At 72.3% G+C, this 24,594-nt stretch carries 21 protein-coding genes; 13 read left to right on the top strand and 8 right to left on the bottom strand.

Annotation, left to right across the window (positions count from 1 at the left end; all coding sequences use genetic code 11):
- Window positions 1-12: 12 nt before the first annotated feature.
- From ACQPZA_RS11055 to ACQPZA_RS11075, 5 genes are all read left to right on the top strand, one after another.
- A complete protein-coding gene (locus ACQPZA_RS11055) occupies window positions 13-582 on the top strand; it encodes a DUF3558 domain-containing protein (protein WP_433280232.1) in 570 nt (189 codons plus the stop codon).
- Window positions 583-800: 218 nt separating this feature from the next.
- Entirely contained in the window at window positions 801-1,136 is a 336-nt protein-coding gene (locus ACQPZA_RS11060; protein WP_433280234.1) for a hypothetical protein, read from the top strand.
- Window positions 1,133-2,506, top strand: coding sequence for a hypothetical protein (locus tag ACQPZA_RS11065; RefSeq protein WP_433280236.1), 1,374 nt, complete (start codon window positions 1,133-1,135; stop codon window positions 2,504-2,506). The genes ACQPZA_RS11060 and ACQPZA_RS11065 overlap by 4 nt, the downstream gene beginning before the upstream one ends.
- Before the next feature lie 126 nt (window positions 2,507-2,632).
- Window positions 2,633-3,934, top strand: coding sequence for an O-acetylhomoserine aminocarboxypropyltransferase/cysteine synthase family protein (locus ACQPZA_RS11070; RefSeq protein WP_433280238.1), 1,302 nt, complete (start codon window positions 2,633-2,635; stop codon window positions 3,932-3,934).
- On the top strand, window positions 3,931-4,413 hold the full coding sequence (locus tag ACQPZA_RS11075) for a CoA-binding protein (RefSeq protein ID WP_433280240.1): 483 nt from the start codon (window positions 3,931-3,933) through the stop codon (window positions 4,411-4,413). The genes ACQPZA_RS11070 and ACQPZA_RS11075 overlap by 4 nt, the downstream gene beginning before the upstream one ends.
- Here the strand turns inward: ACQPZA_RS11075 and ACQPZA_RS11080 are convergent.
- Window positions 4,388-5,977 carry an FAD-dependent oxidoreductase gene (locus ACQPZA_RS11080; RefSeq protein WP_433280242.1) on the bottom strand — a complete coding sequence of 530 codons (1,590 nt, stop codon included), beginning with the start codon at window positions 5,975-5,977 and terminating at the stop codon, window positions 4,388-4,390. The two genes, ACQPZA_RS11075 and ACQPZA_RS11080, sit on opposite strands and share 26 nt — an antisense overlap.
- Before the next feature lie 54 nt (window positions 5,978-6,031).
- Between ACQPZA_RS11080 and ACQPZA_RS11085 the strand changes: the two genes are divergently transcribed.
- Window positions 6,032-6,676, top strand: a complete 645-nt coding sequence (locus ACQPZA_RS11085; protein WP_433280244.1) for a TetR/AcrR family transcriptional regulator — start codon at window positions 6,032-6,034, stop codon at window positions 6,674-6,676.
- A 7-nt stretch (window positions 6,677-6,683) separates the two neighbouring features.
- Here the strand turns inward: ACQPZA_RS11085 and ACQPZA_RS11090 are convergent, their stop codons facing one another.
- Together ACQPZA_RS11090 and ACQPZA_RS11095 are read right to left on the bottom strand one after the other, a co-directional pair.
- Window positions 6,684-7,136 carry a hypothetical protein gene (locus ACQPZA_RS11090; protein WP_433280246.1) on the bottom strand — a complete coding sequence of 151 codons (453 nt, stop codon included), beginning with the start codon at window positions 7,134-7,136 and terminating at the stop codon, window positions 6,684-6,686.
- A gap of 100 nt (window positions 7,137-7,236) precedes the next feature.
- A complete protein-coding gene (locus tag ACQPZA_RS11095) occupies window positions 7,237-8,454 on the bottom strand; it encodes a DUF418 domain-containing protein (protein WP_433280248.1) in 1,218 nt (405 codons plus the stop codon).
- Between the two features lie 164 nt (window positions 8,455-8,618).
- Between ACQPZA_RS11095 and ACQPZA_RS11100 the strand changes: the two genes are divergently transcribed.
- Entirely contained in the window at window positions 8,619-9,611 is a 993-nt protein-coding gene (locus ACQPZA_RS11100; RefSeq protein ID WP_433280250.1) for a malate dehydrogenase, read from the top strand.
- Between the two features lie 60 nt (window positions 9,612-9,671).
- On the opposite strand, the gene ACQPZA_RS11105 is transcribed toward ACQPZA_RS11100, so the two are convergent.
- Entirely contained in the window at window positions 9,672-10,130 is a 459-nt protein-coding gene (locus ACQPZA_RS11105) for a nuclear transport factor 2 family protein (RefSeq protein ID WP_169399512.1), read from the bottom strand.
- An 89-nt stretch (window positions 10,131-10,219) separates the two neighbouring features.
- On the opposite strand from ACQPZA_RS11105, the gene ACQPZA_RS11110 reads away from it, so the two are divergent.
- Complete coding sequence (locus ACQPZA_RS11110; RefSeq protein WP_433280252.1) at window positions 10,220-10,807, top strand: TetR/AcrR family transcriptional regulator; 588 nt, start codon at window positions 10,220-10,222, stop codon at window positions 10,805-10,807.
- Window positions 10,808-10,858: 51 nt separating this feature from the next.
- On the opposite strand, the gene treZ is transcribed toward ACQPZA_RS11110, so the two are convergent.
- From treZ to ACQPZA_RS11130, 4 genes are all read right to left on the bottom strand, one after another.
- On the bottom strand, window positions 10,859-12,601 hold the full coding sequence (treZ, locus tag ACQPZA_RS11115; protein ID WP_433280254.1) for a malto-oligosyltrehalose trehalohydrolase: 1,743 nt from the start codon (window positions 12,599-12,601) through the stop codon (window positions 10,859-10,861).
- 96 nt (window positions 12,602-12,697) lie between these two features.
- Window positions 12,698-15,067: a malto-oligosyltrehalose synthase gene (gene treY, locus ACQPZA_RS11120; RefSeq protein ID WP_433280256.1), complete on the bottom strand. Its 2,370-nt coding sequence runs from the start codon at window positions 15,065-15,067 to the stop codon at window positions 12,698-12,700.
- On the bottom strand, window positions 15,064-17,232 hold the full coding sequence (gene glgX / locus ACQPZA_RS11125; RefSeq protein WP_433280258.1) for a glycogen debranching protein GlgX: 2,169 nt from the start codon (window positions 17,230-17,232) through the stop codon (window positions 15,064-15,066). Before glgX ends, treY begins: the two co-directional genes overlap by 4 nt.
- 168 nt (window positions 17,233-17,400) lie before the next feature.
- Window positions 17,401-17,862: a PPOX class F420-dependent oxidoreductase gene (locus ACQPZA_RS11130; RefSeq protein ID WP_169399517.1), complete on the bottom strand. Its 462-nt coding sequence runs from the start codon at window positions 17,860-17,862 to the stop codon at window positions 17,401-17,403.
- 46 nt (window positions 17,863-17,908) lie between these two features.
- On the opposite strand from ACQPZA_RS11130, the gene ACQPZA_RS11135 reads away from it, so the two are divergent.
- The 5 genes from ACQPZA_RS11135 (at window position 17,909) to ACQPZA_RS11155 (ending at window position 24,511) form a co-directional block, all read left to right on the top strand.
- Window positions 17,909-18,334: an HIT family protein gene (locus ACQPZA_RS11135; protein WP_169399518.1), complete on the top strand. Its 426-nt coding sequence runs from the start codon at window positions 17,909-17,911 to the stop codon at window positions 18,332-18,334.
- Window positions 18,335-18,338: 4 nt separating this feature from the next.
- Entirely contained in the window at window positions 18,339-18,977 is a 639-nt protein-coding gene (locus tag ACQPZA_RS11140; RefSeq protein ID WP_169399519.1) for a histidine phosphatase family protein, read from the top strand.
- A gap of 14 nt (window positions 18,978-18,991) precedes the next feature.
- The gene (gene ald / locus ACQPZA_RS11145) at window positions 18,992-20,119 is read left to right on the top strand and encodes an alanine dehydrogenase (RefSeq protein ID WP_433280261.1); all 1,128 of its coding nucleotides are present in this window, start codon (window positions 18,992-18,994) and stop codon (window positions 20,117-20,119) included.
- Window positions 20,120-20,329: 210 nt separating this feature from the next.
- Window positions 20,330-21,601, top strand: a complete 1,272-nt coding sequence (locus tag ACQPZA_RS11150) for an MFS transporter (RefSeq protein ID WP_433280263.1) — start codon at window positions 20,330-20,332, stop codon at window positions 21,599-21,601.
- A 1,542-nt stretch (window positions 21,602-23,143) separates the two neighbouring features.
- Window positions 23,144-24,511 carry a GGDEF domain-containing protein gene (locus tag ACQPZA_RS11155; protein WP_433280265.1) on the top strand — a complete coding sequence of 456 codons (1,368 nt, stop codon included), beginning with the start codon at window positions 23,144-23,146 and terminating at the stop codon, window positions 24,509-24,511.
- The last annotated feature ends 83 nt before the right edge of the window (window positions 24,512-24,594 follow it).

Here is a 24,594-nt window from a genome sequence, read left to right on the forward strand (position 1 = left end):
TACGGTCGTCCCGTGCGACGGGTGTGGGGGGCGCTGCTCGTGGCGGCGGCAATGCTTGCCGGCGGGTGTTCGGCCGACACCCCACCACCCCCGGATCCGGACAAGATCGAGCTTCCCCCGCGCCCGCGCGAGGTGCGGGTGGACGGGGTCGACCCGTGTTCACTGCTGACGGCTGAGCAACGGGCTCAGCTGGGGCTGGACGGCCGGCCGGTATTCGACCTCGGACCGTCCGAGTTGTACCGCGACGCTGGTGTGCCTGCATGCGTGATCGGTGGGTTCACGCCTCGCGCGATCACCGTCGGGGTGAGCATTGTGACGAGCGCAGGTATCGGCCTCTTCTCGTCCGGTGAACTGGCCGTCGACATGCGGCCAGTACTGGTACACGGTTTCCCGGCAGTGACAGCGGTGCCGAAACGGTTCACGGAATGGTGCACGGTGGTGGTGGATGTGGCCCCCGGTCAGTTGCTCGACATTCAATTCGCTGATGGCGGGCGCATGCCGCCGATACCACAACCTCAGCTTTGCGAGGATGCGCAGACCGTGGCCGACGCCGTCATGGAGACACTGCTGGCCTCGCGGTGAGACGGCTCGCCTCATCGAGGATGTCGGGAACAGCGGCAAGTTTCCGCTCAGCCCTGCCGCCGTCGGGCAATGATCCTCGGTTCGGGACGGGGTAGGCCGCACTTGCAGTGCCTCTCGACCGATCGCGATCGCACACGTTCTCCGCCGAACGCTCCTTGAGATCTGAAAGATTGACTAGCGTGAGGGCGCTAGCTGCCCGGTGACCTGAGGAGAGTCTGATGCCCGGCGTCTACCTGCCCGTCACGCTTAGGCTGGAGCCGCAGACGATCCCGGCAGTGCGAGCGGCGTTGGATGACGCGCTGGCGGAACTCAGACCGCATCTGATGCGCCTACGCAGGGATGGCAGCATTCCCGCGCCGTGGCTGGGTGATCCGGTTAGCGAGCAGAGCGTCAGCTACTACCAGGCACGGGTCATGGATGCTCCCGACGGTCCGTATGCCGCCCTTCGGGCCTACGAGGTGGAGTTGCTGAAGGTGCGCGACAACCTCCAGGTCCTGGAGGACCACTACCGCCGCACCGAGGGCGAGAACGCGGCTCTGTGGGGTCGGCTGTGAGCGAGATCCGGTGGGAGGGCTACAGCCACGAGGAGATCTACGCCGCGGTGCACCAGGGCCCCGGGCAGTCGATCTCGGCAGGCGCCGAGGCGGCGTGGGCGGCGACCGAGGCCCTGATCCTGCGCATCGACGAGCGGATCGCCGTGGCGATGGCGCAGTCGGTGGGTGGGTGGGAGGGGAGCGCTGCCGAGGCCGGCCGGACCGCGATGACGCCGCTCGGTCAGTGGGCGCTCGATGCCGCCAACGACGCCAAGATCACCGCCCAGGCGGTGGCGCGGCAGGGCGAGCAGGCGCGGGACCTGCGCAACGCCATGCCCGAACCGAACTCCGCGCAGCTCGACGCCGAGTACGACGCGGCGTTCACCGACCCCACCTATCTCTTCCACGGCCGCGACGATCTGCAGGCCGCCGAACAGGAGAGCGCCAACCGGGCCGCTCGGGCCGTCGACCTGATGAACGGCTACACGAACAACTCCTACGAGAACCGCCGCCACATGGACTACTGGACGCTCCCACCGCAGGTGACGGTGGAAACCACCGCGCCCGCCGCGGCGCCACCCGGCGGTCCGGTCGCGGCGGGAGCCGGGGGGTTCGGCGAGGGGAGTGCGTCGCCCGGGGGAGCAGTCGGGGTCGCGGCGGCGGGAGCGCCCCCGGGAGTCGCCGGCGCCGGGACGTCCGTCCCGGCGCCGGGTCCGGTCGGCCCGCCCGGCCCGGGCGCGGCCGCCGCCGGTGGCGGGGGAGGTTCCGGACCGCCACCGCTCGTGCTCGGAGCCGGCCCGGCCGGGCTCGGCGCCGGGATGCGGACGGGTGGTGCACCGGCGGGAGCCGGCCGTGGCGGGCCCGGGGCAAGCAGTGCGTCGGGGGCGGCGGCGCCGGGTCCGACCATCGCGGGCGGGTCAGGCATCGGAGCCCGCGGCTCGGGCAACGGGGTGCCGGGCGCACGGCCGGGGGTGGGCGGCGTCCGCCCCGTCGTCCCCGGGCCCCCGGCCCGCGGGGGAACCGTGCCGAGCTGGCGGGACCTGGTCCCCCAGCAGCCGGGCCGCGACGGAGCGGCGACCGGTTCGTGGCCGCGCACCGACGAGGAGCGTCGCCTGCCGCCCCCGGGCGGGAGCCGGACCACGGGAGAACTCCGGCCGCCCGGCGGGGAACGGCCCGCAGCCACCGAGCCCGCACCCCGCGGCGCTGCGGCCCGCGTCGCGACCACCGCGCAACCAGGCATGTACCCGCCGCTGACGGCGGCTTCGGCCGGGCGAGCCGACGAGGAGAGGCGCAGGCCCGACTACCTCGTGGACGACGGTGACGCCTTCGCCGACGACCGGTGGTTCACCGCCGCCGTGATCGGCGCGGACGATCCGCTGCCCCCGCGCTGATCGTTCGCGTCACTCGGTGCAGACCGAGATCACCTTCACCGCAGGGAAGGACGCGCACCGGCGGATCGGCGCGTTCTTCCGGGAGCACCTCGGCTGACCGCGGCCCCGCGGGGCAGGATGGACGGTATGAGTGATCAGGACCGCACCTGGGGCTTCCGCACCCGGGCGGTGCACGCGGGGCACGTGCCCGACTCCGCCACGGGCGCCCGGGCCGTGCCCATCTACCAGTCCACGAGCTTCGTGTTCGAGGACACCACCGACGCGGCGAGCCTGTTCGCGCTGCAGAAGTACGGGCTGATCTACAGCCGGATCGCCAACCCGACGGTGGCGGTGCTGGAGGAACGCCTCGCCAGCCTGGACGGGGGGATCGGAGCGGTCGCCACCTCCAGCGGCCAGGCGGCGGAGTTCCTGACGTTCGCCTGCCTCGCCGGGGCCGGCGACCACATCGTCGCGGCCGCCGGGCTCTACGGCGGCACGATCACGCAGCTGGACGTGACTCTGCGGCGGTTCGGGGTGGAGACGACGTTCGTACCCGGTGGGGAGGCCGACGCCTTCGCCGCCGCGATCACGCCCCGCACGAAGCTGCTGTTCGCCGAGGTGGTCTCCAACCCGGGCGGGGAGATCGCGGACATCGCCGCCCTCGCCGACGTCGCCCATGCCGCGGGCATCCCGCTGGTCGTGGACGCCACGCTCGCCACCCCGTACCTGTGCCGCCCGATCGAGCACGGCGCCGACATCGTGATCCACTCGGCGACGAAGTTCCTCGGCGGGCACGGCACCACGCTGGGTGGGGTGGTGATCGAGTCCGGCCGGTTCAACTGGGGCAACGGCAACTTCCCGCAGATGACGGAGCCCGTCGCGTCCTACGGCGGCCTGAACTGGTGGGGCAACTTCCAGGAGTTCGGCTTCCTCACCAAGCTCCGTGCCGAGCAGCTGCGCGACGTCGGTGCCTCGCTGTCGCCGCACAGCGCGTTCCTGCTCATCCAGGGCGTGGAGACGCTGCCGCAGCGGATGGAGGCGCACATGGCGAACGCGCGGGCCGTCGCGGAGTGGCTCGACGCCGATCCGCGGGTGTCCTACGTCCGCTGGGCGGGGCTCCCCGACCACCCCCATCACGCCAGGGCAGCCCGGTACCTGCCGCTCGGACCGGGTGCCGTGTTCTCGTTCGGCGTGCAGGGCGGGCGCGAGGCGGGGCAGCGGTTCATCGAGTCGGTGCAGCTGTGCAGCCACCTCGCCAACGTCGGCGACGCCAGGACGCTCGTCATCCACCCCGGCTCCACCACCCACCAGCAGCTCACCGACGACCAGCTCCGCGACGCCGGTGTGCCGCCGGACCTGGTCCGGATCAGCGTCGGGCTGGAGGACGTCGAGGACATCCTGTGGGACCTCGACCAGGCCCTGTCCGCGGCATCGAAGGGGGAGTCATGAGCTGGGAGAACCCGTCCGCCGTTCGGCGGCAGCAGATCCTGCGCGAGACGCGCACCGTCGCCGTGGTGGGGGCGTCGCCGAACCCGGCGAGGGCGAGCAACTTCGTCGCCACGTACCTGCTCGCGAGCACCGGCTTCGACGTCTACTTCGTCAACCCGAACGCCCGGGAGATCCTCGGCCGTCCCGTGTACAAGAGTCTCGCCGACCTGCCGGTGGTTCCCGACCTGGTGGACGTGTTCCGCCGCCTGGAAGACGTCCCCGGTGTGCTCGACGAGGTGCTCGCGCTGGGCGGCGGCGTGCGCACGCTGTGGCTCCAGTTCGGGCTGTTCGACGAGGACGTGGCGCGGCGCGCGGAGGACGCCGGGCTCCAGGTCGTCATGGACCGGTGCCTCAAGGTCGAGCACGCGCGCTTCCACGGTGGCCTGCACATCGCGGGGTTCGACACCGGGGTGATCAGCTCCCGGCGCCGGACGGGGTGAGCGGTACGGCGGCGGTCCCGAACCAGCGCCGCAGCGCGGCCTCGGGTGAGGCGTCGGGACCGGCGCCGGCCCAGCAGACGTAACCGTCCGGGCGGACCAGCACCCGGTCGATGCCGGGCCCCGCACCGAGTGTGCTGCCGACGGGCGAGTCGACGGCGCGGGCCACGACGGCATCGACCCGGGGATGGACGTGCGGGGGTAGCGCCGAGGGTGGGCCGAGCTCCAGGAGGAGCCCGTGGCCGGAGCGCAGCAGGGTGCTGACGGTGGTCGGCCCGTCGGCCGTCACCAGGGACAGGTCGACGATCCGCCTCCCGACCAGCGGGTCGTCCGCGGCATCCGGGTCGCCCAGGTCGTAGCGCAGGTCCAGCCCGGACATCATCCCGGCCAGGTAGCGGTTGGCGTCGGGCAACCGGGCCAGGTCGATCATGATGTCGCGGAGCGCGCGGACGTCGTCGGCGTCGGGCGGCGGGCTCATCACCAGGCTCTGGGCGCGCGTCCCGGCGAGGACGCGGGCGGCGACCGGATGGCGCTCGGCGTGGTAGCTGTCGAGCAGCCCGTCGGGCGCGTCGCCCCGTACCTGCGCGGCGAGCTTCCAGCCGAGGTTCATCGCGTCCTGCACCCCGAGGTTGAGCCCCTGGCCGCCGACGGGGGTGTGGATGTGCGCGGCGTCGCCCGCGAACAGCACGGGCCCGTGCCGGTAGTCGGTCAGCTGGCGGCAGGCGTCGCTGAACCGGCTGCCCCAGCGCAGCCGCCCCAGCCGCGTCTCCGTTCCGTGCACCGCCGTGAGCGCCGCGGCCACCTCGGCGGCCGTCACCGGTGCCTCCCGCGGCAACGTGGCCTGCTCCGGGCCGGCGAACACCAAGCGGTAGGGCGTCGCCGGGTCGGTCGCGTCGCCCAGGGGGTGCAGCAGCATCCAGACGCCGCCGACCTGGCGCGTGAGCCCGCTGATGTGGCCGAGCGTTCGGGGCACCGACTCGGACGCCGCCGCCAGTTCGATGTCGGCGCTCACCGCGGCCATCGTGCCCGCCCGGCCGGGGAACGGAATCCCGGTCAGCTTGCGCACCGAGCTGTGGGCGCCGTCGCAGGCCACCAGGTAGCTGCTGCGCAGCACCGTGGCACCGTCCGGACCGGCGAGGGTGGCGGTCACGCCGTCTCCGGTGGTCAGCCCGGTGAGCTCCGTGCCCCGCAGCACGGTGGCCCCCAGTTCGCGAGCGCGGGCCTCGAGGATCTGTTCGATGCGGTCCTGCGGGATCAGGAGCCCGTCGGGGTGGCGGGTACGCCACGGCCGGGCGTCGAGCGGGACGGGGAGGCCGGCGAAGTGGCCGCCGGCTCCCTCGCGCGTCAGCGACCGGCCGGCGGTGGCGTCGAGGAGCCCGCGCATCGCGAGGACCTCGCAGGTCCGTGCCGAGATGCCGCCGCCCCGGCTCTGCCCGCTCGGTGTCTGTTGGCGCTCGACAACGGTGACGGAGACCCCGCCGAGCGCGAGCTCCGCGGCGAGCGTCAGGCCGGTGGGCCCTCCGCCGATCACCAGGACGTCGGGATCAGGCTGTGCATCGATTTTCACACCGGGAGCATAAGTAGACCGAGTGCAAGAATCAACTCGGTATAAGGTCGCGGTATGGACGGAACGGGTGGGCTGCGGGAACGCAAGAAGCTCCGCACCCGGAAGGCCATCTCGGAAGCGGCGATCACGCTGTTCCTCGAGCGCGGGTACGACGCCGTGTCCGTCGCCGACGTCGCCGCGGCGGCCGAGGTGTCCAAGCGCACGCTGTTCGCGTACTTCCCCACGAAGGACGACCTGGTCCTGCACCGCATCGCCGACCACCAGACCGAGGCCGCGCGGGTCGTCCGGGGACGGAGTGCGGGCGAGGCGCCGCTCGACGCGCTGCACCGGCACCTGCGCGCCGGTCTCGCGAGCCGTGACCCGATCACCGGGCTCTGCGACCATCCTCAGGTCGTCGCCTTCTACCGGCTCACCCAGTCGCCTGCCGTGCAGTCCGCGGTGGGGCGTTACGTGTCGGCGGGCGAGGCGGCGCTCGCCGCCGCGCTGCGGGAGACGACGCCGGAACCGGGGCCGCTCGCGGAGGTCACGGCCCGCCTGGGCGCGGGGCAGATCCTGCTCGTCCAGCGCGCACTGGCACAGGCCAACCAGGCCCACATCATGGGCGGGATGAGCGCCGACGACCGCGCGCCGGACGCTCTCGCCGAGGCCGACCACGCCTTCGACCTGCTGCGCGGCGGGCTGGCCCCCTACCGGGGCTGACCGGCGATCACACGCCGAACAGCGTGCTCAGTGCCCGCAGCACCCAGAACACGGGCGCCGCGGCGAGCACCAGAAGCCAGAAGGACCACGCCCGGTGGCGGGCGACCAGCCACACCACGAGCGCGGCGATGAGGGTGGGGAGGAGCAGCGCGCCAACGAGCCGGGCGACGTCCGAGCCCGCGGCCGGCGCACCGGCGACGACCAGGACCAGCACCACGTTCACACCGGCCCAGACGGCGGCCGCGCCGAGCGCCGCCAGGACCCCGGTGTGCGCCGCCGGCCGGCCGACGGGTGGCGGCGGATGCTCCTGCGCCGCGGGGTAGGGCGGGGCGCCGGGCATGGGGGCGTGCGGAGGCAGGTCGTCGCGGTAGGGCGAGTAGCCGGGGGCGCCCATCCACGACGGGGGACGGTCGGGACCCTCGGGACCGCTCGGGTCGGACGGCGGCTGCGCGCGGCTCACCCGGGAGACGGTAGCCCCGGCCTCACCGCTGCGGTCCCGTTTCGGACCGCGCACACCCCATGGCCACCGTGCACACGTCAGGACGTGTGCACGGTGACCATCAGGTGTGCGCGGTCAGGTCCGCGTGGGACCGGCGTGGGCCGTAGGTCAGCCTGCGCAGCAGGATCTCCGCCGGGCCGCGGTAGCCCGCCCGGTCCGAGGCCACCGCCACCAGCAGGATCACCAGCCACGCCCCCACGGCCACCAGCGCCGCCTGCCACAGGTGGGCGTCGTCGCCGAGCCCCAGCGTCCAGGCGGGCAGCAGCGCCACGAACGCGACGGACTGGGCGAGGTAGCAGGACAGCGACCGCTGCCCGCACGCCTGCAGGGCATGGGTGACCGGGCCGGGGCTGCCCCGCTGGGCCACCCGGATCGCGAGGAGGCCGAAGGCCGCCGCGTACCCGGCGCCACCGGCGTATCCCCCGAGGGCGTGCAGCGCGCCCGCGAGCAGCACCGCGGCCGGCGGCGGTGCTGTCCACAGCTGCGCGATCATCAGGGCCAGGGGCAGCCCGAGCAGTATCGCTGCCCCGATCCCGCAAACGGCGACGCGCACCAGCAGCGGGCGGTGCCGCTCCGGTTCGTCGAGCAGGCGGCGCCGGGCGGCCCAGGCCCCGAGAGCCACTGCCCCGAACACCGGGAACGCCTGGGTGAGGAAGCCGAAGCTGGCCCACTCCACGGCCCGGGAGATCAAGGCAGTGCCCGGATCTTCCATGGTCATGGACTGCAGGAGCACCTGCGGCTCGCCCGGCATCGTCAGCCCGGTCAGGGCGTAGACCACGCTCGCCAGTACCACCCCGACGGTGGCGGTGACGAGCAGGCTGAGATCGGTGCCGCGGACGAGCAGGCCGGCCATCAGCACCGCCAGCAGCCCGTACGCGCCGATGATGTCGCCCGACCACAGCAGCACGCCGTGGGCCAGGCCGATGACGATCATCCAGGCACCGCGCCGCCGCACCAGCCTCGTCACGGCGGGAGCCGGCAGCCCGACGGCGCTGCGACGCCAGGCCAGCTGCACGATCCCGTAGCCGAACAGCAGCGCGAACAACGGGTAGGCGCGACCGTCGACGAGCATCACCTGCAGCAGCGCCACCACCTGATCCGGCCCGTCGACGTCGCGCGGGTAGGCACGTATCCCGATGGGGTGCCCGTAGACGTAGAGGTGGACGTTGGCCAGCGCGATGAGCAGCAACATGGCGCCCCGCGCGATGTCCGGGGCGAGGGAGCGTGCGGTGGTGGGCGTCGCTCCGGGGTCGGTGGGCGGCGGCGCGGCGGCGGTCACGAGAATCAGGATAAGACGGACAGATCATCCACCGCTTCCATCGATCGGCGGGCGATCGGTCCTTCTTCCGACGTAGCGCCGGTGCGGGTGTGCCGCTGCGCACTCCGCCCCGGAACGTGCTCCCCGTCGCGGCGCCGGGGCCGGCACGGGGCTAGCCTGCCAGCGTGTCTGCGACCTCGTCCCCCGTCACCGTCACCGTCACCGGAGCTGCCGGCCAGATCGGCTACGCGCTGCTCTTCCGGATCGCCTCCGGGCAGCTGCTCGGGCCGGACACTCCGGTCCGCCTGCGCCTGCTGGAGATCCCTCAGGCGGTGAAGGCAGCAGAGGGCACCGCGATGGAGCTCGACGACTGCGCGTTCCCGCTGCTCGCCGGCATCGACATCACCGACGACGCCACCGCGGCGTTCGACGGTGCCAACGTCGCGCTGCTCGTCGGAGCCCGCCCCCGCACCAAGGGCATGGAGCGCGGCGACCTCCTGGAGGCCAACGGCGGGATCTTCGCGCCGCAGGGCCGGGCCATCAACGCAGGTGCCGCCGACGACATCCGCGTGCTCGTGGTCGGCAACCCGGCCAACACCAACGCGCTGATCGCGCAGGCCGCCGCCCCGGACGTGCCCGCCGAGCGATTCACGGCGATGACCCGCCTCGACCACAACCGCGCCGTAGCCCAGCTCGCGAAGAAGCTGTCGGTGCCGGTCGGCGAGATCACGAAGCTGACGATCTGGGGCAACCACTCGGCCACCCAGTACCCGGACCTCTACCACGCCGAGGTCGGGGGCAAGATCGCCGCCGAGCAGGTGGACGACTCCTGGCTGCGCGACGACTTCATCCCCACGGTCGCCAAGCGCGGCGCGGCGATCATCGAGGCCCGTGGGGCGTCCTCGGCGGCGTCGGCGGCCAACGCGGCCATCGACCACGTCTTCGACTGGGTCAACGGCACCCCGGAGGGCGACTGGACCTCCGCCGCCATCCCGTCCGACGGCTCCTACGGGGTCGCGGAGGGCATCATCTCGTCGTTCCCCGTCACGTCGAGGAACGGCGCCTGGGAGATCGTCCAGGGGCTGGAGATCAACGAGTTCTCCCGCACGCGGATCGACGCGTCCGTGGCCGAGCTGGTCGAGGAGCGCGACGCCGTGCAGAAGCTCGGACTGCTCTGAGTACCCGTCGGTGGGCGCGCCGTCCGGCAGCGCCCACCGACGGTGGTCATCAGGGGGCCGTCACCAGACGGGGAACGGCACTCCGCGCTCGTCCTCGGGGCGGGGGCCGAAGATGCGGCGTTCCGACTCGGAGATCGGTCGGTCGTTGATGCTGGCCTCCCGGCGCCGCATCAGGCCGTCCTCGGTGAACTCCCAGAGCTCGTTGCCGTAGCTGCGGTACCACTGGCCCGCGGCGTCGTGGCACTCGTACTGGAACCGCACGGCGATGCGGTCGGTGGTGAACGACCACAGCTCCTTGCGCAGGGCGTAGTCGAGCTCGTGCTCCCACTTCTCGGTGAGGAACGCGACGATGTCCGCCCGGCCCTGCACGTGCCGGTCCCGGTTACGCCACACCGAGTCCTCGGTGTACGCCAGCGACACGCGCTCGGGATCGCGGGTGTTCCAGGCGTCCTCGGCGGCCTGGACCTTCTGTGCGGCTGTCCCGGCGTCGAACGGCGGGAAGGGCGGGCGACCGGCCATGGCGCACTCCTCGTACAGATGGGGAGAACGATCGTTCTCCGGTTCGGGTAGCTTAGAGAACGTACGTTCTCGGCGAGGTGGGGAGTGGCGTGAATCGCAGTGACGCCGAGCGGCTGCTGGCCGCGGCGGAGGCGCTGTACTACGCCCGCGGCATCAACGGCGTGGGCATCGACGAGGTCCGTTCAGCGGCCGGTGTCTCGCTCAAACGGCTCTACCAGCTCTACCCGTCGAAGGAGCACCTGGTCGCGGCCTACCTGGACGCGCGTGACCAGCGCTGGCGCGGGCGGCTCGCCGACCACGTGGCACACAGCGGCGGGAGCCCACGCGACCAGCTGCTCGCCGTCTTCGACTGGCTCGGCCTGTGGTTCGCCGAGCCGGACTTCCGGGGCTGTGCGTTCATCAACGCCTTCGGGGAGGTGGGCGGGAGCGCCCCGCTGGTGCTCGCCGCCGTGCGCCGGCACAAGGAGCTGTTCCGGGACTACCTCATCGGCCTCGCGCGCGGTCTCGACGGGCCCGACCCCGTGGGTGTCGCCGAGCAGTTGCTGCTGCTCGCCGAGGGGGCCATGACCGCGGCAGCCGTGCTCCCGGAGCCACGCGCGGCGCAGCAGGCCCGCCGGGCCGCGGCGGCGCTGCTCGCCGCCGCGGCCCAGGAGGGTGCTGAACAACTCCGCTCGTAGCGCCGCGCAGCAGGGCCGAGTTGTTCAGCGCGCTCCTAGGCTCGGGCGGGCTCAGGACAGCTGCACGATCGCGAACGACTCGGGCCCCAGGCTCAGTGCGTCGGCCTCCCCCTCCACCGGCTCGGAGGCCAGCAGGATGCGGGCCACCGGGGTGCCCAGCGCGATCGTGACGGCGTCGCCCCCGAGGTTGCACGCCACCCGCAGGCGCCCCCGGTGCAGGACGACGGTGCGCACCGCCTCGTCGACGTCCACCTCGACCTCGTCCAGCCACGGGTCGGACAGCTCGGGCCACGCCTTGCGGAGCGCGATCAGCTCCCGGTGCACCTTCAGCAGCGTCGCGTGCGGCTCGCTCGCCGCCTCGTCCCAGTCCAGTTTCGAGTCGAGAAAAGTGCTCTCGGCGTTCGGGTCGGGCACTGCGACGTCCTCGCCCCAGCCGTGGTCGGCGAACTCGGCGGTGCGTCCCTCGCGCACGGCGTCCCGCAGTGCCGGGTCCGGGAAGTAGGAGAAGAACTGCCACGGCGTCCGCGCCCCCCACTCCTCGCCCATGAACAGCATGGGCGTGAACGGCGAGCCGAACACCAGTGCGGCGCCGCAGGCGAGCAGGCCGGGGGAGAGGGTCTCGGTGAGCCGGTCACCCGTCGCCCGGTTGCCGATCTGGTCGTGGTTCTGCAGGTAGGCCAGGAAGCGGTGGCCCGGGATGCGGCGGGTGTCGACCGCGGCGCCGTGGTTGCGCTGCCGGAAGCTCGACCACGTGCCCTCGTGGAGGAAGGCCCGCGTGAACACGTGCGCCAGGCCGGTCAGGCCGGCGGCGGCGAAGTCGGCGTAGTAGCCCTGAGCCTCCCCGGTGAGCGCGGTGTGCAGGGTGTGGTGGATGTCGTCGGTCCACTGCCCGTGCAGGCCGTAGCCGCCGGCCTCCCGTGCGGTGATCATGCGCGGGTCGTTCAGGTCCGACTCGGCGATCAACGACAACGGCCTGCCCACGTGGGTGGAGAGCGCCTCGACCTCGACCGAGAGCTGCTCGAGCACGTGGCTGGCGCGCGTGTCGCGCAGGGCGTGCACGGCGTCGAGACGCAGCCCGTCGACGTGGAAGTCGCGCAGCCACATCAGGGCGTTGTCGATCACGAAGCGGCGCACCTGCTCGGAGTGCGGGCCGTCCAGGTTCACCGACGGGCCCCAGATGTTGCTGCCGGCGAAGTACGGGCCGAACCGGTCGAGATAGGCCCCGGACGGGCCGAGGTGGTTGTAGACGACGTCGAGCACCACGCCCAGGCCACGGGCGTGACAGGCGTCGACGAACCGCTTGAACGCGTCGGGGCCGCCGTAGTTCTCGGTGACCGCGTACCAGCCGACGCCGTCGTACCCCCAGTTGCGCGGCCCGTCGACGGCGTTGACCGGCAGCACCTCCACCATGTCGATACCGAGCGCCACGAGGTGGTCGAGCCGCTCGATCGCCGCGTCGAACGTGCCGTCGGGGGTGAAGGTGCCGATGTGGAGCTCGTAGAGCACGCTGCCCGGCAGCTGCCGCCCGGTCCAGGACTGGTCGGTCCAGAAGAACCCCGAGTCGTCGTACACGCGGGACGCGCCGTGCACGCCGGTGGGCTGCCAGCGGGACCGCGGATCGGGTAGCGGAGTCTCGTCGTCGTCGAGCAGGAAGGCGTAGGCGGTGCCGGGGCCCGCGTCCTCGACGGTGGCGTGCCACCATCCCGCTCCGTCGGAGGACATGGGGTGCGCGGCACCGTCCACCAGGACCCGGACCTGGTCGCGATGCGGTGCCCATACGGCGAAATCGGTCACGAGGAATGATCCTGCCGGGCGCTGACCCGACGCGCCCGGCGTGATGATGTGATGCACCACAACCTGCTCACACGTTTGCGCCGGGCCGGCGCTGAGCTAGGCGGGTCGCACCAGCAACGCCACCGGATAGCGCTCCAGCACCCGGGCCAGCGACGGCGCGGAACCGTCGACGGCGGCCCCGGTGATCACGTCGTGCCAGTCGGTGACCCCCTCCGGGAGCGGGAGCACCGTGTCGTCCCAGCCGCCGCGTGCGGCCAGGCCGACCGGAAGCCGCGTGGCCACCGCCACCAGCGACGACGAGCGGGCGAACGCCACCGCATGGTGGGCGGCCGGACCCTCGGCGTGCAGCGGCCGGTAGCCCGCGAACACCTCGGGCCGGTAGCGGCGCAGCCGCAGCGCACTGGCCGTGACCAGCAGCTTCGCCGCCCCGGACGCGTCCACGTCCGGCAGCCAGCCCTCGTCGAGGCGGGCCAGCAGGCCGCGGCGTTCCGCCCAGTCGACCGGGCGCCGGTTGTCCGGGTCGACCAGGGAGTACTCGAACAGCTCGGTGCCCTGGTAGACGTCCGGCACGCCCGGTCCGGCGATCTGCAGCAGCTTCTGCCCCAGCGAGTTGGACCAGCCGGGGACGCTGATCCGCGCGACGAACTCCTCGATCTCGGCCACCACGTCGGCATCGGCCAGCACCTGCGCGGGCCACGCGGCGATCGCCTCGTCGACCTCCGCCACGGAGTCGACGTGGCTGGTGACGAGCTTGGCCTCCTTCGAGGCCTTGGTGAGGTAACCGGCGAACCGCTCCGCGGAGATCGGCCACGCTCCCACGAGGTTCTGCCAGGCGAGCAGATCCAGCGACCGGTCGGGCAGCGGATGTGCGGCCGCCCAGCTGCGCACCCGCTCCACCCACTCGCCCGGGATCTCCGCGATCGCCGCGAGCCGGGCGCGGACGTCCTCCGAGCGCTTCGTGTCGTGGGTGGACAGCGTGGTCATCGTGGCCGGCCAGGACGCCTCCCTGGCCGCCATGGCGCCGTGGAACTCGGTGGGCGACACCCCGAAACGGGACGGGTCGCCGCCCACCTCGTTGAGCGCGACGAACCGGTTCCAGCGGTAGAAGGTGGTGTCCTCGACGCCCTTGGCCATCACCATGCCCGACGTCTGCTGGACGCGGGTGGCGAGCAGGCCCTGCGGCTCGGCCAGCATGGCCTTGCGGATGCTGGCCAGCACGTCGGCGAGGTCGGGGCGGTGGGTGCGGGCCACCGAGACGGCCGTCTCCAGCGCCGAGCGACCTTCCGGCAGGTAGCTGCGGTACACGGGGAAGCCGCAGAGCAGTTCGGCGACGGCCGCCCGTACGCGGTCGGCCGCCTCGCCGGGCTCCTCGTCGGTGGAGGGCGCCGCCTCCGGGACGGGCACGAGCGCGGCGATCCGCCGTACCTCCGCCGCCAGGATGGTGTCGGTGATCTCGCGGCGCGCGGCGTGCTCCGCCGCGTGCAGCGACTCCTTGCGGCCCAGGTGCTCGGCCGCGAACTGGGTGAGCAGCCCGCCGCCGGACGGGTCGACGAACACTCCCTGGATCTCGCGCAGCGCCTCGTACCCCGAGGTGCCGTTGACCGGCCACGACGCCGGCAGCTCCTCGCCGACCCCGAGGATCTTCTCCACGAGCAGCCAGCGGTCGGGCCCGATCGCGGCCCGCAGCCTGCGCATGTAGGCGCCCGGGTCGGACAGGCCGTCCGGGTGGTCGACCCGGATGCCGTCGACCTCACCCGCGTCGACCCAGCGCAGCACCTCCCGGTGGGTGTCCTCGAAGATCTCCGGGATCTCGACGCGCACCGCGGCCAGCGTGGACACGTCGAAGAACCGGCGGTAGGTGAGCTCCGCGGCGCCACGCTTCCAGGACACGAGCCGGTAGTGCTGGCGCTCGTGGACCTCCTGCGGCGACCCGGCCTCGCCCGTGCCCGGAGCCACCGGGAACGCGTGCTCGTAGTAGCGCAGCTCCGAGCGGTCCTCGGAGAGAGCCAGTTCCGAGACAGCCTTCTCCTCGTCGGCGTCGAGGATCGGCAGGAGCACCGGTCCGGCGTCCCAGTCGATGTCGAAGTGGCCGGCGTAGCGGGACCCACGGCCGTGCGTGAGGACGTCCCACCACCACGGGTTGGCCTTCGCCACGTCGACACCGACGTGGTTGGGCACGATGTCGAGGACGAACTGCAGGCCTCGCTCCCGGACGGCTGCCACGAGCGCGCGGCGGCCCTCCTCCCCGCCCCGCTCCGCCGAGACCCGGGTGGGGTCGACCACGTCGTAGCCGTGGTTGGAGCCCGCACCGGACTCCAGCAGCGGTGAGGCGTAGAGAGCGCCGACCCCGAGCGCGTCGAGGTACGGCAGCAGCTCGACGGCGTCGGTGAAGGTGGTGTCCTTCGAGAACTGCAGCCGGTAGGTGGCGGAGGGGACGGACGAGTGCTGCGGAGCCGATCCGGTCATGCGCCCGTGTTCTCGAGTCGCTGCAGGACCAGCACCGACCGCGCCGGCACGGTGTGGACCGCGCCGCCCCGGACCGTGGGCGGTTCGGCCGCCACCACACCGGGAGCGGTGGACAGCGTGATCACCTCGCCGGCCGCGGTGTCGACCACCACCGCCCACAGCGACCCGTACTCGGGGCCGGGCAGGGTGATCTCGATGTCCTCGTGGTGGGCGTTGAGGCAGAGCAGGAACGAGTCGTCGGTGACCCGCTCGCCGCGGGTGTCGGCCTCGGTGATGCCGTCGCCGTTGAGGAACGCCGTGACGCACTTGCCGAAGCCCGAGTCCCAGTCCTGCTCGCTCATCTCCTCGCCCGAGGGCTGGAACCAGGCGATGTCGGGCAACGGATCGGCGCCGCGGCGGCGCGGCCGGATCGGCCTGCCGGCGAAGAACCGACGCCGCCGGAACACCGGGTGGGCGCTGCGCAGCGCGACGACCCCGGCAGTGAACCCGACCAGGCCCGCGTTCTTGGTGGCCAGCGACCAGTCGACCCACGAGATCGGGCTGTCCTGGCAGTAGACGTTGTTGTTGCCGCCCTGGGTGCGGCCCAGCTCATCGCCGTGCAGCAGCATCGGCACGCCCTGGCTGAGCATCAGGGTGGTGAGGAAGTTGCGCTGCTGGCGGGCGCGCAGGTCGAGCACCGCGGCGTCGTCGGTGGGGCCCTCCACCCCGCAGTTCCACGAGCGGTTGTGGCTCTCGCCGTCGTTGCCACCCTCCAGGTTGGCCTCGTTGTGCTTCTCGTTGTACGAGACGAGGTCGGCGAGGGTGAAGCCGTCGTGCGCCGTGACGAAGTTGATCGACGCGAACGGGCGGCGGCCGTCCTCCTGGTACAGGTCGGAGCTGCCGGTGAGCCGGGAGGCGAACTCGCCGAGCGTGCCGGGCTCGCCCCGCCAGAAGTCGCGCACGGTGTCGCGGTACTTGCCGTTCCACTCGGTCCACAGCGGGGGGAAGTTGCCCACCTGGTACCCGCCGGGACCGACGTCCCACGGCTCGGCGATGAGCTTGGCCTGGCTGATCACCGGGTCCTGCTGGACGAGGTCGAAGAACACCGACAGCCGGTCGACGTCGTAGAACTCGCGCGCGAGGGTGGACGCGAGGTCGAAGCGGAAGCCGTCGACGTGCATCTCGGTGACCCAGTACCGCAGCGAGTCCATGATCAGCTGCAGGGTGTGCGGGTTGCGCACGTTGAGCGAGTTGCCGGTGCCCGTGTAGTCCATGTAGTACCGCTGGTCGTCCTCGACGAGGCGGTAGTAGGCGGCGTTGTCGATGCCGCGCATCGACAACGTGGGGCCCATGTGGTTGCCCTCGGCGGTGTGGTTGTAGACCACGTCGAGGATCACCTCGATGCCGGCGTCGTGCAGGTCGCGCACCATCGCCTTGAACTCCTGCACCTGGTTGCCCGGGCGCAGCCCCGGCATCGCGTAGGCGTGGTGCGGGGCGAGGAAGGCGATGGTGTTGTAGCCCCAGTAGTTCGAGAGCCCCTTCTCCTCGAGGTGGTGGTCGTTGAGGAACTCGTGCACGGGCATGAGTTCCACGGCCGTGACACCGAGGGTCTTGAGGTGGTCGATCATCACCGGGTGGGCGAGCCCGGTGTAGGTGCCGCGCAGCTCCTCGGGGATCTCCGGGTGCGCGATGGTGAGGCCCTTGACGTGGGCCTCGTAGATCACCGTCTCGTGGTACGGGATGCGCGGGGAGCGGTCGGTGCCCCAGTCGAAGAACGGGTTGACCACCACAGACTTCGGCACGAACCTCGCGGAGTCGGTGTCGCTGCGGGCGTCGGGGTCGCCGAACGGGTAGCCGAACACGGCCTCGTCCCACTCCACGGGGCCGTCGAGCGCCTTCGCGTACGGGTCGATGAGCAGCTTGTTCGGGTTGCACCGCAGGCCGTTGGCGGGGTCGTAGGGACCGTGCACCCGGTACCCGTAACGCTGGCCCGGTTCGACGTTGGGCAGGTACCCGTGCCAGACGAAGCCGTCCACCTCGACGAGCCGGACCCGCTCCTCCTCGCCGTCAGGGCTGAAGAGGCAGAGCTCGACGCGTTGCGCAATCTCGGAGAAGATCGCGAAGTTCGTGCCCGAGCCGTCGTAGGTGGCGCCCAACGGATAGGCGTGACCTGGCCACGGCCGCATGAATTCCTCCGGTGTTTCGTGATCAGCTGATCGGCCGCGGCCGTCGTACTCGATCTTCAAGTGCGCGGGGCGGCGTCGCTCCGTCGGGCAGAGGTTACCGGGGTACCCCGGTAACTCGCCCGATGCAGCGTTCGTGCCCCGAGTGGCGCCTGCGGGGCGGGCGCAGCGTCATCCCAGGTGCGCGGGGAACCCGCCCGTGGCGACGGGGCTCCATCGAGTGGGCGTGATCCTGATCAGGGCCTTGCCCTGCGTGGTCATGGCGGCGCGGTACTCGTCCCAGTCGGGATGCTCGCCGGAGATCGAGCGGAAGTAGTCCACCAGCGGTTCGAGAGCGTCGGGCAGGGTGATCAGTTCGGCGTCCCCGTCCACCTGCACCCAGGGGCCGTTGAAGTCGTCGGACAGCACCACCACCGAGGCCTTCCCGTGCCGGGCGACGTTGGTCGACTTCACCCGTTCGGGATAGGTGGCGACGACGATCCGGCCCTCGGCGTCCACCCCGGCGGTGACGGGGGAGCCCTGCCAGCCGCCGTCGTTGCGCGGGGTCAGCAGGATCATGTGGTGGCGCGACCGCACGAACGTGAGGAGCTCGTCACGGTCGACGGTGGTGTTCGTTGCGATGGTCCGAGCCATGCTCCGAGCCTAGGACGCCTCCGCCCAGGCGCTAGTGTCGGCCGTGATGAGTACCGTCTTCACGAAGATCATCGATGGTGAGTTGCCCGGTCGGTTCGTGTGGTCCGACGACCGCGCGGTCGGCTTCCTGTCCATCAACCCGCTCGGCCCCGGCCACACGCTGGTCGTGCCGCGCGAGGAGGTCGACCAGTGGGTCGACGCCGATCCCGGCCTGCTCGCCCACCTCACGAGCGTCAGCCGGGCCATCGGCGCCGCCGTGCAGGAGGTGTGGCAGCCGCCGCGCGTCGGGCTGCTCGTGGCGGGCTTCGAGGTGCCGCACCTGCACGTGCACGTGTTCCCGGCGTGGGACATGGCGGCCTTCGATTTCGCCAACGCGGCGAAGACCGTCGACGCCGCCGAGCAGGACGCCCACGCGGACAAGCTGCGCAGCGCACTGCGGGCGGCCGGCCACGCCGAGCACGTCCGGGACTGACCGCGTGCAGCTCGTCCTCGTCCGGCACGCGCTGCCGGAACGCATCCACGCCTCCGACGCGGCGCAGTCGGACCGACCGGGCGGCCCCGCCGACCCCGCGCTGACGGAGCTGGGGGAGCGCCAGGCCGCACGGCTCGTCGACGCGCTGGCGGCCGACCGCGTCGAGGGTCTCTACGTCAGCCCGCTGGCCAGGGCGCGGGGCACGGCGGCCCCGCTCGCCGCCGCGCTCGGGCGGGACCCGGAGATCGTCGAGGACCTGCGCGAGTACGACGCCGACTCCGACCACTACGTACCCGTCCACGAGATGGCCCGGCTCGACCCGGCCGCGTGGGAACGGATGCTCGCGGGCCTCCTGCCCGCCCACGTCGACGTCCCGGCGTTCACCGCCCGGGTCGACGGCGCGTTCGAGCGGATCATCGCCGCGCACCCCGGCCGCGGGACGGCCGTGGCCGTCGCCCATGCCGGCGTGGTGAACACCTGGCTCGCGCACCTGCTGGGCCTGGCTCGTCCCCTGACCTTCCCGCTGGACTACACCGGGATCACCCGGGTCCTCGCCGGCCGCGACGGCCGCCGGGTGGTGCGGACGGTCAACGAGATCGCCCACGTGGGCGACCTGCTCGCCATGACGGCAGGCACCGAGTAGGGCAGGATCCGCGGATGCTGGTAGGCGTCCCGCGCGAGGTCAAGAACCACGAGTACCGGGTGGCGATCACACCGGCAGGCGTGCAGGAGCTGACGAGCCGCGGCCACGACGTGCTCATCGAGCGCGACGCCGGGGCGGGCGCGGGCCTGCCCGACGAGGAGTTCCGCGCAGCAGGCGCCCGTACCACCGACGACCCGGACGAGGTCTGGGGCGCCGCGGAGCTCCTGCTGAAGGTGAAGGAGCCGGTCCCGCAGGAGTACCACCGCCTGCGCGCAGGCCAGGTGCTGTTCACCTACCTGCATCTCGCCGCCTCGAAGGAGTGCACCGACGCGCTCGTCACCGCCGGGGCCACCGCCGTCGCCTACGAGACCGTGCGGCTGCCGGACGGGTCGCTGCCGCTGCTCGCCCCCATGAGCGAGGTGGCCGGCCGGATGGCGCCGCAGGTCGGCGCCCACCACCTGCAACGCACCGAGGGCGGGAGGGGCGTGCTGCTGGGCGGCGTCTCGGGCGTCCCCGCGGGGAAGGTGGCCGTGATCGGGGCCGGGGTCTCGGGGATGAACGCCGCGGGCATCGCGGTGGGGCTCCAGGCCGAGGTCCGGGTGCTCGACACCAACATCAACCGGCTGCGCCAGATCGACTTCAGCTACCGCGGTCACCTGCAGACCATCACGAGCAACGCCTACGAGGTGGAACGCGCCTGCCTGTGGGCCGACCTCGTCATCGGCGCCGTGCTGGTGCCGGGCGCCAAGGCGCCGACCCTGGTGTCGAACGACCTCGTCTCCAGGATGCGACCGGGTTCGGTGCTGGTGGACATCGCCATCGACCAGGGCGGCTGCTTCGCCGACTCCCGCCCGACCACCCACGACGACCCGGTGTTCGGGGTCCACGACTCGATCTTCTACTGCGTGGCCAACATGCCGGGCGCCGTGCCGAACACCTCCACCCGGGCCCTCACCAACGCCACGCTGCCCTACGTGCTCGCCCTCGCCGAACGCGGGCCGGCCGCCGCCGTCGCCGCCGACCCCGCGCTCGCGGCGGGCGTCAACGTCGCGGCCGGGCATGTCGTCCAACCCGAGGTGGCGGCCGCCCACGGCGTGCCGGCCGTGCCGCTGGCCGACGCCCTGCCCCCCGACCCGGCCTGAGCCCCGCCCCCGCGCCCCGCCCCGGTTGCAGCAAAGCCACGTTCATGCAGCCACGTTGCGTGAAAGTGGCTTTGCTGCAACAGGTGTGTGGCGATCCCCGGGGAGTGGGTGCGCCGTGCACCGATTCTGCTGACCGGACGCGTACGGTTGCCTACGCTCGGTGCAGCGGGCCGCACCGGCGGCGTGACATCTGTCGAGGGGAGCGGCCGGATGGCGGGTGGAGAGCTGGGCGCGGTGTTCCGCGTGCGGGAGTTCCGGGTCGTCTGGGCCGCCGAGCTCCTCTCGATCGCCGGCGACCAGCTGGCCCGCGTCGCGCTGGCCGTCCTGGTGTACGGCCGGACCGGTTCCGCCGCATGGGCCGCCGCCACCTACGCGCTCACCTTCCTGCCGGCGCTGCTCGGCGGGGTGCTCCTGTCCGGCCTGGCCGACCGGTACCGCCGCCGCGAGGTCATGATCGGCTCGGACGTCCTGCGCGCCGTGCTCGTCGCCGCCATGGCCGTCCCGCACCTGCCGCTGTGGGCGCTCTGCGCGCTCCTGGTGGTGGTGGTGCTGCTCGGCTCGCCCCACACCGCAGCCCAGGGCGCGCTCCTGCCCGAGATCCTGCGGGGGGAGCTCTACGAGCGCGGGCTGGCCGTCCGGCAGATCACGAGCCAGACCGCGCAGCTGGTCGGGTTCGCCAGTGGCGGGGTGCTCGTCGCCGCCATCAGTCCATCGCTGGCGCTGCTGGCCAACGCGGTGTCGTTCGCGCTCTCGGCGGTCCTCGTGCGCACCGGCGTCGCCGACCGGCCCCGGCCCGGCACCACCGACGGGGACGACGAGGCCGGCGGATCCGCCGCCGACGCCCCCGTCGGGGGGCTGCGCGGGGTCATCGCCGCGCTCGTGGAGATCGCCACCGACCCGCGGCGGCGAGCGCTCGTGCTCCTGGCGTGGCTCGTCGGGTGGTACGTCGTGCCCGAAGCACTCGCCGCGCCGTATGCCGACCAGCTCGGAGCCGGCCCCGCCGTCGTGGGGCTCCTGATGGCGGCCGACCCGCTCGGGAGCGTGGTCGGAGCATGGCTGTTCGTCCGGTTCGTCCCGGCCGAGACGCGGGCGCGGCTCGTCGGGGTGCTCGCCGTCGGTGCCGGCCTGCCGCTGATCCTCTGCCTCTTCCGCCCCCCGCTCCCGCTCACGCTCCTGCTGTGGGGGGTGTCCGGGATGCTGTCCACCGCCTATCTCCTGCAGACGCAGGCGAGCTTCGTCCGGGCGACGCCGACGGTGGGCCGCGGACGGGCGATCGGGGTCGCGGCGTCCGGCATCATCGCGGCGCAGGGAGCGGCCGTCCTCATCGGCGGGTTCCTGGCCGACACGTGGGACCCGTCCACCGCCATCGCGGTGGCCGGGAGTGTGGGGGCCGTGCTCGCGCTGGGGGTCGCCGTCGCGTGGCACCGTGCCAACCGGCCCGACACCGAGACCGTCGGCTCGACGGTCCTCTCGCGCGGCTGACCCCACCCCCGTCCCGCGGGCCCACCTGCTCGGCCTCCGGCTGATCGACCTCACCAGTTGTGGTTGCGCATCGCGCGTCCTCCTTCCTGTTCACCGGGTTGCGGGATGGGCTCACCAGTTGTGGTTGCGCACGGGCTGTCCCTTCCTCGGGGTGGGCGGGTAGTGGGCCGGGGTCACCAGTTGTGGTTGCGCACAGGGCTCCGTCCTCGGGGTGGGCGGGTTCGGGGCTGGGGCTGGGGTCACCAGTTGTGGTTGCGCACGGGCTGTCCCTTCCTCGGGGTGGGCGGGTAGTGGGCCGGGGTCACCAGTTGTGGTTGCGCACAGGGCTCCGTCCTCGGGGTGGGCGGGTTCGGGGCTGGGGCTGGGGTCACCAGTTGTGGTTGCGCACGGGACTCCGTTCTTCGGGATGGGCGGGCGGTGAGTTCGGGTCACCAGTTGTGGTTGCGCATGTCGCGTCTCCTTCTCGATGAGTGGGGGTGGGTCGTGCTCACCAGTTGTGGTTGCGCATTGCTGCCTCCTCGGGTCGGGGCGGGCGGTCGGGAATTCGGTCACCAGTTGTGGTTGCGCACGCGGTCCTCCTCGGGCGGTCGGTGTGCTGGGCGGGGCGGGCGGTTCACCAGTTGTGGTTGCGCACGTGTCTCTCCTTGTCGGGATTCAGTGGGTCCGGGGTGGGTGCTCACCAGTTGTGGTTGCGCATGACGCCTCTCCTCCGTTGGTCGCCGGGCAATGGGCAGTGGTCACCAGTTGTGGTTGCGCATCGCGACCTCTCTTCCATTCGTGACGGTCAGGTTGCTGGGCGGTCACCAGTTGTGGTTGCGCATCGCTGTCTCCTTGGGCCGGCCGGGTGGTCGGGAATTCGGTCACCAGTTGTGGTTGCGCACGCGGTCCTCCTCGGGCGGTCGGTGTGCTGGGCGGGGCGGGCGGTTCACCAGTTGTGGTTGCGCACGGGGCTCTCCTTGGTGGGCGGCGGGGCCAGGGTGGCGCGGGGTTCACCAGTTGTGGTTACGCACGAGCTTCTCCTTGGTGGATGTGTGGGGTGGCGATGACATTCACCAGTTGTGGTTGCGCACCGGGCTCTCCTTCGTCGTCGGGCCGGGACCGAGCCGTTGATTCACCAGTTGTGGTTGCGCATGTCTCTCCTCCGTGGACGGGCGCGGCCTGCTCGAATCACCAGTTGTGGTTGCGCATGACTGCTTCCTCCTCGCGCTGTTCGTTCTCCACTCGGCGGACGTCGAGAGACGTCGGCGTAGATCGTGGGCAGTCGAATTGCCGGAGTGCGCGCGGTGGTCCCGGCCTCTCCCGCACATGCCGTTCGAACGGACGCGGGCTTATGTTGCATACGTATGCCAGTTTTCGCCGTGTGAGCGTTCGGGGCGCCGCGCATTCGGCCTACCTCACTGACCCGGAAGTGGGTTCGTAACGGCCTGTCGCTCCGAGCGGCGCAACTGTGACACGGGCGGCTGGAGATCCCGCTCGGGCGGGTGGTCTTCACCGTCGGGCTCCACTAGGCTCCCGCCAACGCCCAGCGGACAGAGAGCACGGATGGGATCTGACGGAGCCACGGAGACGGGCCGACCGCTCTCACGCATGTTCGCCGTTCGCCGATGGGCGATCTGGGCCCTACCGGCGCGGCTGCTCGGCCCCGTGCTGCTGGTCGAGGTCACCTCGGTGGCGCTCATCGTCCTGGGGCTCGCCGGTCATGCCGGTCCCACGCCGGCGCAGCTGCAGATAGCCGGCGTTCTCTGCCTGCTCGGCATCGCCCACACCGAGGTGGCCGTCGGCGTCGAGCGCGTGCGGCGCCGGGTCACGGACGGTAACCACGTCGACCTCAGCTCCGTGTGGACGTTCGCGGCGGCGGTGGCCCTGCCGCCCTCGTACGCGGCGCTCGTGGCCGTGATCGTGCACTGCCATCTGTGGTGGAGGGCGTGGCGGCTGCGCGTCCCCCTCTACAAGCAGACCTTCACCTCCGCCACAGTGGTCCTCGCGTGCATCGCGTCGGCCACCGTGCTCCAGCACTCGGGCGGTGGGACGGAGATCGGCAGCAACCACCAGCTCTGGGCGCTGGGGCTCGCGCTGCTCGCCTACACCACGGTCAACAGCTGCCTCGTCGCCGGCGCGATCGCGGTGAGCAGCCCGGAGGCGAACCTCACCAAGGTGTTCGCCCCCTGGGACGAGAACGTCCTCGAGATCGCCACCCTCTGCCTCGGTGCCCTCGCGGCCATCGCGCTCGGGGTCAACCCGTGGCTCGTCCTGCTCGTCCTGCCGCCGCTGCTGGTGCTGCACCGCGCCGTGCTCGTCCGGCAGCTCGAGGAGGCCGCCAGCACCGACGGCAAGACCGGGCTGCTCAACGCCGCGGCATGGCACGCCCAGGCCGAGCGCGCCCTGCGCCGCGCGAGCCGCCACGACGGCGCCAAGGGTGTGCTCGTCCTCGATCTCGACCACTTCAAGTCGGTGAACGACACCTACGGCCACCTCGCAGGTGACCAGGTGCTCGCCGCCGTCGCCGCCGCACTGCGCACCGAGGTCCGCGACCGTGACCTCGTCGGCCGGTTCGGCGGCGAGGAGTTCGTGGTCCTGCTCGGCGGCCTGGAGGGCAGCGGCACGGCGGAGCTCGAGGCGGTCGGCGAGCGGATCCGGCGACGCGTCGCGAACCTGCGGGTCGAGATCCCCACGCCCGACGGGCCGCTCACGGTCGCCGGTCTCACCGTGTCGGTCGGTGCCGCTCTCTCTCCCACGGAGGGCGCCGACCTGCGGACTCTGCTGCAGATCGCCGACGCGGCGCTCTACACCGCCAAGCGTGCGGGCCGGAACATCGTGCGGATGGGGCTCGCGGTGCCGGCGCAGCACACCACCCAGCACGCGGGCCGCCTGCCGACCGCTGCAGGGGAACCGCCGGCCGCCGCCGGCTGACATCACCGCAGGCTGAGACGGTTCGGTCACGGATCGTGACGAAACCGTCGGCCGAGTCCACCCCGAAGAGCGATCTCGATCCT

Origin of the sequence: Pseudonocardia xinjiangensis (assembly GCF_050948425.1) — a bacterium.
Lineage (GTDB): Bacteria > Actinomycetota > Actinomycetes > Mycobacteriales > Pseudonocardiaceae > Pseudonocardia > Pseudonocardia xinjiangensis.